This window comes from Eionea flava (assembly GCF_055393785.1).
Genome location: NZ_AP036018.1, coordinates 1267733 through 1282464, shown reverse-complemented (window position 1 = coordinate 1282464; position 14732 = coordinate 1267733). Strand labels below are relative to the sequence as shown.

Below are 14732 nucleotides of genomic sequence, written 5' to 3'. Positions count from 1 at the left end.
ATATGATTAAAGCAGTTTCATTCAATGTAAATAGTATTCGGCAACGACTTCATCAGCTCGCCTCTGTGATTGAAAAACATGACCCTGACTTTATCGGACTACAGGAAACCAAAGTTACCGACGAAGACTTTCCTATAGATGCCATTAAAGACTTAGGGTATCACGTTGAATATCATGGGCAAAAAACGCATTACGGTGTCGCTTTATTATCTAAGCACCCTTTTCTATCAGTACAAAAAGGCTATCAATCCGACACGGATGAAGCACAAAAACGCTTTATTAGTGGTCGATTTACTTCCCCTTTAGGTGGAGAAATTTCAGTTGTTAACGGATACTTTCCTCAAGGTGAAAGCCAAGAGCATCCCACCAAATTTCCTAACAAGAAAAAGTTTTACGAAGATTTAGACGTCTATTTAACAGCAAACCACTCACCTAATGAACAGTTAATTGTTATGGGTGACATGAATATTTCACCAGAAGACATTGATATTGGCATTGGAGAAGATAACCGGAAAAGATGGTTAAAAACGGGAAAGTGCAGTTTTTTACCAATAGAAAGGGAATGGTTAAATGCACTATACAACTGGGGATTAACCGATACCTACAGGCAACTCAACCCCGACACATCAGACCACTTTAGTTGGTTTGATTACCGCAGTAGAGGATTTGAGCGAGAACCCAAGCGCGGGTTACGCATTGATTTAATTTTGGCAACTCAACCTTTATTAGCACACTTATCGCAAGTTGGAATCGATTACGATATTAGAGCAATGGAAAAACCTTCAGATCATTGCCCTATATGGACATACTTTGGAGAATAATTTCGTTATGTATTGGGTATGTTTTGAATAAGAACTGGATCAATATCTGCTATATATGCCGCACGCCCTATAAAACGTTTTAATACAGCTTCTAAATCGTCTATATCAACGGGGGAATTAAGATAACAATCCATACCCGATGCCAAACAGTGCGACTCCTCCCCTTCTAATTGATGATTGGTAAAGCCTATAACTGGAGTTTTATACTTAAATTCTTGATAGGCTTTACTGCTATTTCGCACTGTTGATACAAAGGCAGAAAGGTCAATGTCGGTTAAATGGCTTTCACAAATAAAGCCGTGAAAAATACGCTCATTTGTTTGTGCTAAACAGTACTCCACGGTATCCGCAACAAAAACGGTACAGCCTAGTCTTTCCAGTAAGTTTTTAATAATAGCACTATCAATGGCCTCTTTCTGAAAGAGAAGTATTTGCTTATTTTTAAGAATATTTTCTTCATTACTTTTTTTACATGGCGCTAGCGAATCATTTACCAAGAAAGATTTGATCAGCTTTTTAAGGTAACTCTGTTGTAATGGTTTATAAATGACTTTTACATGAGGGTTGGCAAGCACATGTTGTTCTACAACCTGTGTTTTACTTTGCATTTGACTAATGGCGATGATCTGCGGAAGTGTTTTCGTTTTTTCTTGTTGGCATAACTGCACTGATAATTGAAACGTTTTATCATTCTCTAATTGCGTATAAAGCATTACCAAATCGTAAGTAGAAGCAATTGACTGGCCAAATGAATGAATAACCGCGGCCATCGCATCCTCATCATCGATAAAGTCAACATGCAAACCCCAGTTATGCAATATCATTGAAAGTGATTGACTAACAACTTCTGGGGCACGGTAAACAAGCACTCTTTTATCAGACAAAGCTGTTATCAGTGCTTGTTTTTCAACCGTTTCCATTGCAATAATCGGAAGGGCTGCAGATGCCCAAAAAACAAGAGCCCCCTCTTTTTTATAGTGTACGTTAGCAAAGCCTCCCATGTAGGAAGCCAGCCCTTTAACGACCGCAAGACTCAAGCCTATGTGTGTATCTTGAGCATCACGAGGAGAAAATAGACGTTGTAACTCTTCCAGTGGCAGCGCACGTTGATCCGCTTGATGATTAGTTGCAGAAATACGAAAAATTCCGCTGTCGGCTTCTTGCTGATAACGGCAGTCAATAAGAAGCTCTCCTTTATCGCAATATTGACAAGCACTAGTTATAAGGTTGCTGACGAGTTGTTGTACACGCTCGCCATCACCCCTGACCTTAAGAGGAAACCCCGTTGAGAATCGAGGGTGCAACTCTATTCCTTTTGTGTGTGCGGTATTACTGACACGCGACAGTGCCAGCTCAACATGATGACGAAGGTCGATAACATCACTATCGATTAATACACTTTTCTGTTCAATATTTTTAATTTCGGATAAGTTCTTTAAAAGGGTCAGTTGCTGTTGATTTTTTTGTTGTGTCAACATCAACAACCTTGCAGCGTCAGCCGGTAATTGGCCTCCTTTCAGCAATGATAAGCTACTCGCTATTTCTTGCACCGAGGCAGTAAGTTCACGCGCAATATTGGAAAAAATCACATCACTCTCATTGAGCGAACTCTGTGTGGATATTTTTTCGGCTTCTAATGTTTTTGTTTTTTTCAGCAAGTCGTAAGTCGCTTGCAGTTTATCCCAATAATTATCACCAATGATGACACCTTGCCGATAAAGCAAATAATAAAGCATTAGCATAATTGCGCCATAAAATGCTGCAACAGGCTCGAATAAAAGAAAAGCGGCTAGTGAGCAAGGGATAAATGCAACAGCCATATAGATCTTAAGAAAGTGTTTAAATGGACCTACCACATACAAGCTACCCGCAAAGAAACCAACGGTATAAAGCCACAAAATAGGCACTTCTTCATCAAGGCCGTTAACCCATGTCATTACCGCTAAAATGGTTCCCCACCAAACAGCGCCAAGCAAGGTTAACGAAAAGAAAATATTACGCCACTGATTAGGCCCTTTAGGATAAATTGCTTCAAAACGAAAAAGAAAATAGGCGCGAATAAGTGTAATAACAACTAAGCCTATCGATAGAACCGCCGTCATGAGAGGACTATTAATGTAGTGTTCGCCTGCCCACAGGATCAGTGAGAAAACAATCACACTGAGAAAGATACCCGTTTGGCTATAAGCGACCAAACGCATATCAGTTTCTCGCATGACATCACGCTGTAAGTGTACTTTCGAAACCGCTTTAAACATATAAAACCCAATGCGAATAGATAATGGAAGTGTTCCATCAATAAAATGTGCGTTACCTAAGCAACACTATATTTTGTTGTTTTATATGAGCTCAACAAGAACTGTTTTAATAACAAAACCAAGTAAACCAATGCCAAGAGCGATAAATAAGATCAAAGTCCCAAAACGACCCGCTTTAGACTTTTTTGCTAAATCCCACATGATAAACGTCATAAATAGAATTAAGCCACCAACACATAAGATTAGCGCATAAGATTCAAACTGATCTACCGTCATATTTTTCTTTTGTAAACCTCACCCTATTGAAAGCGCTTAACACACGAATATTTTGGCGTATTTTACGTTATTTGCCTCACAAATTCTTTATACCTTGTACATTAATGTAGTACAGGCAGCGATTTATTAAAGTTTGGCTATACTATTTAAAGGAGTCGCTGCCATAACAACTCGGAGAAAATTATGCCTTTTACAATCGCACACGCTATACCAACATTGGATGAATTGGCGAATATGCTAGATAAAGCCTACTGGGAAGCTAGTTCTGTGGGAGCAAAAGATGCGATATACGATTGTTTAACGACGGTATCAAAAGAGATGCTAGAACTGAATAAGCTAAGTATCCAGGATCATGATTTGAGTTATGAGCCTATTAGCCATGAGTTTAAATCTATGACAAGGCGACTGCCAATCTTTAGAAAAAACCTTGATCACTATATTGTAAGAAGTACGACATTAGACAGTCTTGACAGCGCTATTTCAAATTCCATCCAATTGATTTCCCAAGAGAACACAGAGAAATAAAAACAGATTATTTATTCCCTATTGATCTATCAAAAACTGGCAAACCCTAAATTTTGAACCATACTAAAGATAACTTAATTAGTTTTCACCTTAACTAGTTAAACAGATTACTCCTAATGGTCTTGGCCAGACGCCCCCCCAGACGTCTGGCTTTTTTTATACTTCCAAAAATTACATAGCCTTCAACAACACCTACCTCTGTTCTTTCACGCTATCTCACTACCAACAGCAGGTATTTTGTGAAACAAACGGATCTCTTTTCTAACAATCATGCTTTTCCACAAGTTCTGTGGATAACTTTGTGGGAAAAGTTTACACAACTGCCTTAAAGTCCGTATTTATAGGCTAAGCAACAAATTGTTCATTTTTTAATCATGGCAAATAAACTCATAAAAAACAACAGCTTAGGATTGTCAATATGAATATTTGAAAAAATATATATTTTCTAAGTCATAGTGTGTCAACTTTATTACATGTGTGCATAACATTCATGTTAGTGACCGCAAACCCGATGTTTCAGGTGAATTCTGACAAAGAAAAAGTAAAGATCTAATCTAAGAAAAATAAAATTTATGCGTGTTTCAATAGGTAACCTTTTTTTGTGACAGACATCACATTAAAAGACTAATCGTCAACTAGAAATATTTCGTCACATTCAAAGAAGACAATAATTTACTAAATGAGGATTCGATAGCCTGCTGCATATTAATACCCAAGCGCTCAGCCATATTTTTCTTCACACGGTAAGAAACGCTAAAAACATGTGCTGAACTAACTTTATCGATGATGTAATCATCACTGGTGATGAGACGATCAATGAGCTGCTCTTCTTTTGCTTGTGTGCCGAACCATATTTCACCAGTGGATACCTTATCGATATTAACAACAGGACGCTGCTGTTGAACAAAATCTTTAAATAGGCCATGAGTCTTCTCTAAGTCTTCAACAAACTTCTCACGTCCTTTATCGGTATTTTCACCGAACATTGTCAATGTTCGCTTATATTCGCCTGCTGTAAGCAATTCAAAGTCTACGTCGTTTTTCTTTAAGAGGCGATGGAAGTTAGGTAACTGCGCCACAACACCAATAGAGCCAATAATAGAGAATGGAGCAGCACAAACAGTATCTGCAACGCAGGCCATCATGTAACCACCACTTGCAGCAACTTTATCTACACATACGGTAAGAGGGATGCCCTTCTCTTTGATACGGGCCAATTGGCTAGATGCAAGGCCATAGCTATGAACCATTCCCCCTGCACTTTCTAGCTTCACAACCACTTCATCATCAGGGGTGGCTAAGCTCAATATTGCTGTCACTTCTTGACGTAAACTATCCACTGCTGAGGCTTTAATATCGCCGTCAAAATCTACTATATAGACATTGTTAAGCACTTTATTATCATCTTCTGACTTTGTCTTATTCTTTGATCGCTGCGCTTTTTTTTGTTGCTTCTTCTGTTTTTTTGCTTCTTTTGCCGCTTGTTTTCGCTGCTCAGCGCTATGAATAACGGCTTTCATTTGATCTTGTATTTCGGTGTAATGCTCATTTAACGTTACAACCTCGATCTCCCCTTCAGATGCGGACTTGTTTTTGCTTCCGGCACTAGCAATAAGTCCAATAATGACAGCAAGTGCAATAATAAACGTAATTGATTTTGCTAAAAATAAGCCGTATTCGTATATAAATTCCAAGATAGTGCCTCAAAGTATGAGGGGATGAATCCCCATGAATTGGAAAGCCAACGACAAGCATTAATTTGCAGGCCATTAATCGTTAGCGGGATGATGGATTGTTGAAAAGGGAAAATAATCTATTGCTTTACTGGGTACCCTAATGCTTCTAGGCTTTCTTCTGCAATGGCTAGGTTATCTGGAGAGACATGCTTATCGACCTTCATGCAATCCAAGTAGTATTCAAGACAGATTAGCGCATCAGCAAATGTTTCTAACATATACTCTAAAGCTGCTGCCTCTTCTGTTGCCATTAATGTACCTTCAATAAATTCATGACAAGCAGCAACAACACTAGCGGCACGAGGTAAATTGAGCACTGTCATCCCCCCTCGAATTTCTTGCAGTTGCTCAGAGAAATTACTGATATGTGCTTTATCATATTCGGAGTCAGTAAAGGCGGTAATCGCTTGTTTAAGCTGAGCAATGCCTTTTTCTGCCTCTTCAATCACGACTAGTTGAGCATCAAGTAAGTTATTTGATGAAATCATATCGTTCTGGTTTAACTGATTCATCTCGTGGAGCTGCTCTCCGGAAAAGCTTCGCTTCGCTAGGCTAGCTAAAACGCTTTCAACATAGAGAAAAGCATCAACCACTTTCATATTACCTTCATCGTCTAGGCATTCCTTATTGGCAAAGGCGATCTTTAATACATCCAGTGATTGACCGATAACCGTTGCCGCTGAAGTTAAACCAACCACATGTAGAATATCTTTAACGCGCTGAATACGAGAAATAGTGTCTTCGTAATCACCTTCTATAACGCAATCACTGGCTTGTGACTTTTCCATATTGTCTTTGGCTTCATTCAACTCAACCCGCAATACTTCAGCGACAGATTGAACGGTATTGGCGTTAGGGCCAGTTAATGCGGCTGTTTCTTGTTGTAGTACAGCTTCGGTATAAGTTAATTCAATAAAACCGTAGAGTTGCTTAATTTTTTTATAGTCTTCGCTAAACTCTGATGCAAGCGAAATATAATAAGCCAATTCTACCAATAAGCCTTCAGGCACAGGCTGATCAAAGGCATTTTCGCCTTGTTTTTCTAATAACCTAAGCTGTTTATCAATTTGTGAAAATAAGCGTTTACGTGCCACGCTGGGAGCAATACTGGCTTCTCTAAAAGCGCTCAGGGCAATAGACGATAGCCACCAGAGTGTTTCGCTGTCGCAGCCTTTAGAAAGCTTGTAGACTTTGTTACAAGCTCTCAACATTAGGGACAAAGAGTGCTCAACATTGAGCTCTTTCACTACACCGAGTAAACCTAGTTGGTACATATGCCTAAAACGACGCAGCATACTTTGTAAACTTTCATCGCTATCAGGTAATGCTTCTGTGGGTGATGCTGGGCAACGGTAGTGTGATGATGACACTTCAAAATAAGATTCAGGCATCACTGCTTGTCGGTTAACCAGACGTAAATCGTTAATGTAAGGTATCAATAAAACGGGCATACCCACTTGATGCTGCTGTGTATACTCAAAGTAGCAGCTAAGGATAAAGAAGCCTTTTGTTAAAACAGATAGTTTTTCATCTAGCTTAGTATCGTTTTCAGTATTAATACTTTGCGCCGTTGATAAAATCTCCCCCGCCAGCTCACAAGCACCGTGTAATTGAATTAAGTCTAAACTTCCCCTAATTTGTTGCAGTGAACTAATACAGTCCTCTAAGACCTTGTGATTATCACGTTCGCTAATAAAGGTTTCTAAATGTGTCGATGCTTCGTTGATTGTTGACATCAACTCGCCTTCGATCAGGCTCATAGAGGTGAGGTTTATTGCTTGTTTATTGCTCAAAAGACAGGCCCACGCTATAAATATTTATGTATTTGTTACTGTTATACGTAATATAACACTCAAACGAAAAGGATTGTTTTAAGTAGCGCACATTTTATTCTAAAATATGCTGTTAAGCCATTGATGCGCAATGGCAATATCCGGCTTGTCCGACTATTCTTTATACTAGTTATGACTAATCACTGACAAAAGTGGGTTTAGGGCATGAATCCAAGGACTGCATGCTATCGCTTTTTCAGTATACGGCTTTAAAGAGCGCGTCGAGGGTTAATACACTCTCTATTATTACCGCATACCCGATAGGAATCTCTCTCATGACCCATACACTCGCCCAAGGCTTTGCTCGTAATTTTCTTGGCAACGCCCCATTATGGTATAAACAAGCCATTATTGCTTTTCTTATACTCAACCCCCTTATTCTTTTTGTTGGCGGGCCTTTTGTTGCAGGCTGGGCGCTTATTGCACAATTTATTTTTACTTTGGCAATGGCACTTAAATGTTATCCGTTACAACCCGGTGGTCTACTGGCTATTGAGGCAGTTATTTTAGGTATGACCACACCGGAAGCTATTTACTTTGAAGTAACAGAAAACATTAAAGTCATTCTGTTGCTGATGTTTATGGTGGCAGGTATTCATTTCATGAAGGATTTATTACTTTATGTCTTTACCCGCTTACTCGTAAGTATTCGCTCCAAAATAGTCTTATCTTTATTATTTTCTTTTGTATCAGCAGTTCTCTCCGCTTTCCTTGATGCACTAACAGTAATCGCTGTTTTAATTACCGTTGCCGTTGGCTTTTATAATGTTTATCACCGTGTATTCTCTGTTGGTGATGTGCCTGAAGATATTGCCGAATCTCATAAAGAAGATTTGTGGCGGTTTCGCGCCTTTTTACGTAGCCTTATTATGCATGGCGGTGTAGGCACAGCATTGGGCGGGGTTTGTACCATTGTTGGAGAACCTCAAAATTTATTAATTGCAGAGCGCGCAGGATGGAGTTTTATTGAGTTTTTCCTCGTTATGGCTCCAGTATCTATCCCTGTATTAATTTGCGGGTTGATTACCTGTGGCCTATTAGAAAAATATAAAGTGTTCGGTTATGGAATGGAATTACCCGAAAATGTACGTAACATTCTTGTTGAATTTGCTGATGAAGAAGATGCTAAGCGCGGCCATAAAGAAAATGCTGCCCTGTTTATTCAAGCAATCACCGCACTGATACTCATTGCTGCACTAGCACTACATCTTGCTGAAGTAGGATTAATTGGCTTAATGGTTATTGTTTTACTCACTTCTTTTAATGGCGTTATTGAGGAGCATCAAATTGGTCATGCATTTGAAGAAGCGTTACCGTTTACTGCATTACTCGTAGTATTTTTTGGTGTCGTTGCTGTCATTCACGAACAGCACTTATTTCAGCCTATTACGGATGCCGTACTAAGCCTAGATGTCAGTCAACAAGCGCCTATGCTATTTGTCGCTAATGGCATACTGTCTATGATTAGCGACAATGTCTTTGTTGCCACCGTGTATATCAACGAAGTGAAAGCAGCTCTTGATGCAGGAACAATTACTCGAGAACATTTCGAGGATCTGGCCATTGCAATTAATACAGGAACAAACCTTCCTAGTGTTGCCACACCTAATGGTCAAGCGGCTTTCTTATTTTTATTAACATCGGCACTTGCACCGCTTATTCGACTATCTTATGGAAGAATGGTAATCATGGCGATACCCTACACATTTGTATTGGGTGGTGTTGGCCTAGCAAGCCTTTTGCTATTTGTCTAACTCAGCAGAATATGTGAAGCCGATAGTAAAGCTCAAATAAGCAGGCTAATATAAAAAAACCGAGGGAATAACTCCTCGGTTTTTTTATATGTGATCGTTATGAATTCATCAGTAAGAAAAACGTTGGATGCGATTTAATCCCGCAAGTGCAGCGATGCGATAAGCTTCTGCCATGGTTGGATAATTAAATGTCGTATTGAGAAAATATTTAATATTATTTTGTTTTCCAGGCTGTTTCATTATCGCTTGGCCAATATGAATAATTTCTGATGCTTCAGCGCCAAAGCAATGAATACCTAAAATTTCAAACGTATCGATATGAAAAAGAATTTTTAACATTCCTACTTCTTCACCACTAATCTGTGCTCTTGCAATACTTTTGAAGAAAGCACGCCCTACTTCATAAGGCACCTTTTCATCAGTCAGTTCGCGCTCTGTTTTACCGATAGAACTAATTTCAGGTAGCGTATAAATACCTGTAGGCACATCGTTAACAAAATTCACATCTCTGCCAAGTAGTGACCCCGCAGCGGCTCTGCCTTGGTCATAAGAAGCGCTGGCTAAACTCGGCCAACCAATCACATCACCTGCTGCATAAACATTATCTACTTCAGTGCGATACGTTTCATCAACTTTTAACTGACCACGGCTATCCGCTGTAAGACCGATATTGTTAAGTTCAAGTCCGTCAGTATTACCGGTGCGACCGTTACACCATAAAATAGCATCCGCATAAAGGCGCTTCCCCGACTTAAGATGGACAGTTACCGAACTATCATCTGCTTCTAAGCGGTCAAACTCTTCTTGATGTCGAATCATCACACTCACATCACGTAAATGATAATTTAACGCGCCGGATATTTCGTCATCCAAAAAAGAAAGGAGTCGATCACGTGTATTAATCAAATCGACTTTAATACCTAAACCAGCAAAAATGGAAGCGTATTCACAGCCAATAACACCGGCGCCATAGATAATAATCGTACGCGGGGTATGTTTCATTTCAAGGATTGAGTCGCTGTCATATACTCGCGGATGAGAAAAGTCGACGCCTTCGGGGTTATAAGGACGAGAACCTGTTGCGATAACGAAATCCTTCGCTGTAATAGTTTTACTAATACTATCGGGGGAAGAAATTTCAACTTCATGCTGGCTAATAAATTTAGCGTGCCCTTGATACAACTTGACACGATTCTTAACGTAAAAGGAATGGTGAACATCGACCTGCTTGGGTATGACTCGCTGAGATTCCTTAAGCGCTGCAGGAAAAGAGATTGAGCGCGTATCACCTAATTGATTGAAGATATGGCTATTTTTATAACGAATAATTTGCTGAATAACATGACGTAAAGATTTTGAAGGGATAGTCCCTTTATGCAAACAACCACCACCGACTTCACTGCGATTTTCTACGGCGGCGACACGCAAACCATTTTTCATTGCTGCCATTGCAGCGCCTTCACCCGATGGGCCAGAACCAATTACCAAAACATCATAATCAAACTTCACAATAAAAACCTTTTCTATGAAAAAATAAAAAGATGGTTGCGCTCAAAAGAGGAGGGAGGCTTGTTGTTATTTAAAACCACTTAAAAACTACTTAGCCTTTTTAGTCGCATCATACGACAAGTTCATGGTTTTACTATCTCCAGCACTAACCTCTTCGCATTTAGCCGGGTCATCACCACAGATATCACAGGTATAATCTTTTTCTCCGAGCGCAGCACCAATACCACCACATGAACCTGTAATTGGGCGGCGGCCCATAATAACACCGATAGCCATACCCGCGATGACCAAACTTAGTAAAATAAAACCCAGTAAAAACGTTAACATGGCAGTACCTCTTGAATTGTTTGGATTATACCGCTTTCCAGATAATCAGTATAAACATTACTTATAATGCAAAAAATATTGATAAATCACTTTTTTTCATTCAAATAGTGAGAAAAATCACTCGAAAAAGATTCGCTAAACATATCCTGCTGATAGCGAAGTATATAGATAGGCAAAGATAACTCCTCTGCAAGGCGCAATGCCCCCTGCTCTCCTAACGCCATAAATGCAGTAGCTAAACCATCCGCCGCCATTGCAGTATTTGCCAGTACCGTGATAGATGCTATGTCATGAATCACCGGTCGTCCCGTTGTCGGGTCAATCGTATGAGAATAACGAATACCTTCTTTTTCAAAAAAATTTCTATAATCACCCGATGTAGCAACAGAAACATCCTCAAGAGCAATCACTTTTTGCGCGCTGGTTTGAAATACTGAGGGAGTTTCGACACCAATTCGCCACAATTGTTGCTCGGGATTGATTCCTTTAACACGAATTTCACCACCAATTTCAACAAGGTAATTGTTAATCCCCAGCTCTTCTAATAAATCACTAATGACATCGACACCATAACCCTTTGCGATAGCCGAAAGGTCAATAGTAAGAGGCTTTATTTTTTTAATACGTGAGCTTGCCTCATCAATCTCTAAGTACTGCCAACCCACCATGGTACGGGCAGCCTCAATTGCAGAAGGCGCCGGAAACTCTGTAGCACCACTTTTACCAAAGCCCCAAAGCTCAATCAGGGGAGACACAGTAATATCAAATAGACCTTGAGTTATCTCTGATAAATACAAACTATATTGAATAACTTCTAACGTATCAGACGACACAGTAAACCATTCACCATGAGCGCTCTGATTAAAACGAGAGATTTCAGAATCAGGAATATACGTCGACATCAATTGATTGATATACAGCAGCTTTTTATCGATCGCCGCTGCTATCTGATCATGTTGTGCTGAGCTTAATGACGCATTAATACTCTCAGAAGAGCCTACAACAGTGATGTTATACGTTGTCCCCATGGTTTTACCATTAAAAGACGCTACGCTGGCTTTTTGCTGGCAGGAAATAAGTAAAAAAATAGAAGTGATTAATAGCATTAAGGCGCGAAAGACGCGCCTTAATTGAAAGAAACCGCCACCATTAGGTGGCATTTTTTGCTGTGTTTGGAATAACATTAACCACCAAAGTCATCAAGCATGATGTTCTCATCTTCAACACCAAGGTCTTTAAGCATTTTAATGACCGCTTGGTTCATCATCGGTGGACCACACATATAAAATTCACAATCTTCTGGTGCTGGGTGATCTTTCAGATACTCTTCGAACAACACATTGTGAATAAACCCCGTTAAGCCTTCCCAGTTATCTTCAGGCTGCGGATCTGACAAGGCAACATGCCAATCGAAGTTATCATTTTCTTCTGCAAGCATGTCATATTCATCTTCATAGAACATCTCTCGAAGAGAGCGTGCACCATACCAAAAGCTCATTTTACGATCGCTATTCAAACGCTTTAACTGGTCAAAAATATGCGAACGCATCGGTGCCATACCTGCACCACCACCCACAAATACCATTTCTGCATCAGTGTCCTTAGCGAAGAATTCACCAAAAGGTCCATAAACATCAATTTTATCACCCGGCTTCAGGCTAAAAACATAAGAAGACATTTGCCCTGGTGGAATACCCTTAGCACCTGGAGGCGGAGTCGCAATACGAATATTAAATTTAACCACACCCTTTTCTTCTGGGTAGTTAGCCATTGAGTAAGCACGAATAACCGGCTCATCTACTTTCGACTCTAAATTAAAGAAACCAAAGCGTTCCCAGTCACCACGATATTCTTCTTCGATGTCAAAATCTTTGAATTGTACATGGTGCGGAGGGACTTCTAACTGAACGTAACCACCTGCGCGGAAATCAACGTTTTCGCCCTCAGGTAGTTTGAGTGTTAGCTCTTTAATAAAAGTAGCCATATTAGGGTTAGAGACCACTTCGCATTCCCACTGCTTAACACCAAAGACGTCGTCTTCGACTTCCACTTCCATATCTTCTTTAACCGCCACCTGACAAGAAAGACGCCAGCCTTCATTGGCTTCACGCTTAGTGAAATGCGACTCTTCTGTTGGCAAAATGCCGCCACCACCAGACTCAACAATACACTTACATTGCGCACAGCTACCGCCACCGCCACAGGCTGAAGGCAAGAACAAACCCGACTCAGCAAGAGTTTGAAGCAGCTTGCCACCCGCTGGAACAGTAATTTTTTTCTCATGGTTAACAGTGATCGTTACATCGCCAGAGCTCACTAACTTGGCGCGTGCCGATAGGATAATCATTACCAATGCCAACACCAAGAGTGTAAACATGACAACGCCAAGAATAATTTCAATATCCATCTTTTACTTTACCTCGTAATTATAGATCGATGCCGCCAAAGGACATGAAGCCAAGAGACATCAAACCTACAGTGATAAATGTGATACCTAGACCTTTTAAGCCATCAGGAACGTCGCTGTATTTCATTTTTTCACGGATGCCTGCTAAAGCAACAATAGCTAAAGCCCAACCAGTACCCGAACCCGCACCAAAAACAACACTCTCAGTGAAATCATAGCTACGCTCTACCATAAATAACGAAGAACCTAGAATGGCACAGTTCACTGTAATTAGTGGTAAGAATACACCCAGCGCGTTATAGAGCGAAGGCACGTACTTATCTAGCACCATTTCCATAATTTGAATAAGCGCAGCAATCACACCTATATACGTAATTAATCCTAAAAAGCTCAAATCCACATCAGGTAAGCCTGCCCATGCTAATGCGCCATCAGCTAATAGGTAGGTATATAGCAAGTTATTAACCGGTGTTGTAATGATCAATACAACAATTACCGCAATTCCTAAACCCAAAGCAGCTTCCACTTTCTTCGAGACGGCAATAAACGTACACATGCCTAAAAAGAAGGCGAGCGCCATATTTTCTATAAAGATAGAGCGAACAAATAAACTCAATAACTCTTCCATTAGTGAGCCCCCTTACCTTGAGTATTTGGTGAAATTTTAAACTCGTCTTGCTCCACCTGATCCGTTTTCACAACACGAATTGCCCAGATGAAAAGACCAATTAAGAAGAAAGCACTCGGTGGTAATAGCAACATGCCGTTAGAAACATACCAGCCACCATCCGTAGATAAGGGTAATACTTCAATCCCAAATAATTTGCCCGAGCCGAATAGTTCACGAATAAATGCTAAACCCAACAATATCGCGCTGTAACCTAAGCCGTTACCAATACCATCAAGAAAGCTAGGGATCGGTGGGTTTTTCATGGCGAATGCTTCCGCACGCCCCATTACAATACAGTTAGTAATAATCAATCCAACAAAGACCGATAACTGCTTACTAATATCGTAAGCAACCGCTTTTAAGACTTGATCAACCAAGATAACGAGTGATGCAATAATAATCATTTGCACGATGATACGAATACTACTTGGCGCATGATTTCGTACTAATGATACAAAGAAGTTAGAAAATCCCGTTACGATGGTTACCGCAATACACATAACCACAGTCACTTTTAAGCTACTGGTGACCGCAAGTGCAGAACAAATACCTAAGATCTGTAGTGCAATAGGGTTATTTTCAAACAGTGGCTTATACAGTAAATCTTTAATTTTCAT

General features: G+C 40.1%; 13 protein-coding genes. 3 read left to right on the top strand and 10 right to left on the bottom strand.

The annotated features are described in order from the left end of the window. Positions 1-2 precede the first annotated feature (2 nt). The gene (gene xthA / locus ACZ5O6_RS05920) at positions 3-821 is read left to right on the top strand and encodes an exodeoxyribonuclease III (protein WP_447090905.1); all 819 of its coding nucleotides are present in this window, start codon (positions 3-5) and stop codon (positions 819-821) included. Between the two features lie 5 nt (positions 822-826). On the opposite strand, the gene ACZ5O6_RS05915 is transcribed toward xthA, so the two are convergent. Beyond that, complete coding sequence (locus ACZ5O6_RS05915) at positions 827-3079, bottom strand: hybrid sensor histidine kinase/response regulator (protein ID WP_447090904.1); 2253 nt, start codon at positions 3077-3079, stop codon at positions 827-829. A gap of 81 nt (positions 3080-3160) precedes the next feature. Beyond that, positions 3161-3355 (bottom strand): DUF2788 domain-containing protein, encoded by a 195-nt coding sequence (locus ACZ5O6_RS05910; RefSeq protein ID WP_447090903.1) that lies wholly within the window; start codon positions 3353-3355, stop codon positions 3161-3163. A gap of 183 nt (positions 3356-3538) precedes the next feature. Here ACZ5O6_RS05910 and ACZ5O6_RS05905 point away from each other — a divergent pair, with 183 nt between their 5' ends. Continuing rightward, a complete protein-coding gene (locus tag ACZ5O6_RS05905) occupies positions 3539-3880 on the top strand; it encodes a hypothetical protein (protein WP_447090902.1) in 342 nt (113 codons plus the stop codon). A gap of 635 nt (positions 3881-4515) precedes the next feature. Here the strand turns inward: ACZ5O6_RS05905 and sohB are convergent. Together sohB and ACZ5O6_RS05895 are read right to left on the bottom strand one after the other, a co-directional pair. Next, positions 4516-5574 carry a protease SohB gene (sohB, locus tag ACZ5O6_RS05900; protein WP_447090901.1) on the bottom strand — a complete coding sequence of 353 codons (1059 nt, stop codon included), beginning with the start codon at positions 5572-5574 and terminating at the stop codon, positions 4516-4518. Between the two features lie 119 nt (positions 5575-5693). Continuing rightward, positions 5694-7409: a hypothetical protein gene (locus ACZ5O6_RS05895; protein ID WP_447090900.1), complete on the bottom strand. Its 1716-nt coding sequence runs from the start codon at positions 7407-7409 to the stop codon at positions 5694-5696. A 314-nt stretch (positions 7410-7723) separates the two neighbouring features. On the opposite strand from ACZ5O6_RS05895, the gene nhaB reads away from it, so the two are divergent. After that, on the top strand, positions 7724-9202 hold the full coding sequence (gene nhaB / locus ACZ5O6_RS05890; RefSeq protein ID WP_447090899.1) for a sodium/proton antiporter NhaB: 1479 nt from the start codon (positions 7724-7726) through the stop codon (positions 9200-9202). A 108-nt stretch (positions 9203-9310) separates the two neighbouring features. On the opposite strand, the gene sthA is transcribed toward nhaB, so the two are convergent. The 6 genes from sthA to ACZ5O6_RS05860 all read right to left on the bottom strand — a co-directional run bounded on the left by sthA (position 9311) and on the right by ACZ5O6_RS05860 (position 14732). Continuing rightward, a complete protein-coding gene (gene sthA, locus ACZ5O6_RS05885) occupies positions 9311-10714 on the bottom strand; it encodes a Si-specific NAD(P)(+) transhydrogenase (protein ID WP_447090968.1) in 1404 nt (467 codons plus the stop codon). A gap of 84 nt (positions 10715-10798) precedes the next feature. Continuing rightward, positions 10799-11038, bottom strand: coding sequence for a (Na+)-NQR maturation NqrM (gene nqrM / locus ACZ5O6_RS05880; protein WP_447090898.1), 240 nt, complete (start codon positions 11036-11038; stop codon positions 10799-10801). Between the two features lie 86 nt (positions 11039-11124). Then, a complete protein-coding gene (locus ACZ5O6_RS05875) occupies positions 11125-12222 on the bottom strand; it encodes an FAD:protein FMN transferase (protein ID WP_447090897.1) in 1098 nt (365 codons plus the stop codon). Then, the gene (nqrF, locus tag ACZ5O6_RS05870) at positions 12222-13445 is read right to left on the bottom strand and encodes an NADH:ubiquinone reductase (Na(+)-transporting) subunit F (protein ID WP_447090896.1); all 1224 of its coding nucleotides are present in this window, start codon (positions 13443-13445) and stop codon (positions 12222-12224) included. Before nqrF ends, ACZ5O6_RS05875 begins: the two co-directional genes overlap by 1 nt. A 19-nt stretch (positions 13446-13464) precedes the next feature. Then, the gene (gene nqrE / locus ACZ5O6_RS05865) at positions 13465-14073 is read right to left on the bottom strand and encodes an NADH:ubiquinone reductase (Na(+)-transporting) subunit E (protein WP_447090895.1); all 609 of its coding nucleotides are present in this window, start codon (positions 14071-14073) and stop codon (positions 13465-13467) included. After that, positions 14073-14732 carry an NADH:ubiquinone reductase (Na(+)-transporting) subunit D gene (locus ACZ5O6_RS05860; protein ID WP_447090894.1) on the bottom strand — a complete coding sequence of 220 codons (660 nt, stop codon included), beginning with the start codon at positions 14730-14732 and terminating at the stop codon, positions 14073-14075. Before ACZ5O6_RS05860 ends, nqrE begins: the two co-directional genes overlap by 1 nt.

Coding starts and splice junctions, on each gene's coding strand:
- xthA (WP_447090905.1), top strand. CDS start 3: ATGATTAAAGCAGTTTCATTCAATGTAAATAGTATTCGGCAACGACTT.
- ACZ5O6_RS05915 (WP_447090904.1), bottom strand. CDS start 3,079: ATGTTTAAAGCGGTTTCGAAAGTACACTTACAGCGTGATGTCATGCGA.
- ACZ5O6_RS05910 (WP_447090903.1), bottom strand. CDS start 3,355: ATGACGGTAGATCAGTTTGAATCTTATGCGCTAATCTTATGTGTTGGT.
- ACZ5O6_RS05905 (WP_447090902.1), top strand. CDS start 3,539: ATGCCTTTTACAATCGCACACGCTATACCAACATTGGATGAATTGGCG.
- nhaB (WP_447090899.1), top strand. CDS start 7,724: ATGACCCATACACTCGCCCAAGGCTTTGCTCGTAATTTTCTTGGCAAC.
- nqrM (WP_447090898.1), bottom strand. CDS start 11,038: ATGTTAACGTTTTTACTGGGTTTTATTTTACTAAGTTTGGTCATCGCG.
- ACZ5O6_RS05875 (WP_447090897.1), bottom strand. CDS start 12,222: ATGTTATTCCAAACACAGCAAAAAATGCCACCTAATGGTGGCGGTTTC.
- nqrF (WP_447090896.1), bottom strand. CDS start 13,445: ATGGATATTGAAATTATTCTTGGCGTTGTCATGTTTACACTCTTGGTG.
- nqrE (WP_447090895.1), bottom strand. CDS start 14,073: ATGGAAGAGTTATTGAGTTTATTTGTTCGCTCTATCTTTATAGAAAAT.
- ACZ5O6_RS05860 (WP_447090894.1), bottom strand. CDS start 14,732: ATGAAAATTAAAGATTTACTGTATAAGCCACTGTTTGAAAATAACCCT.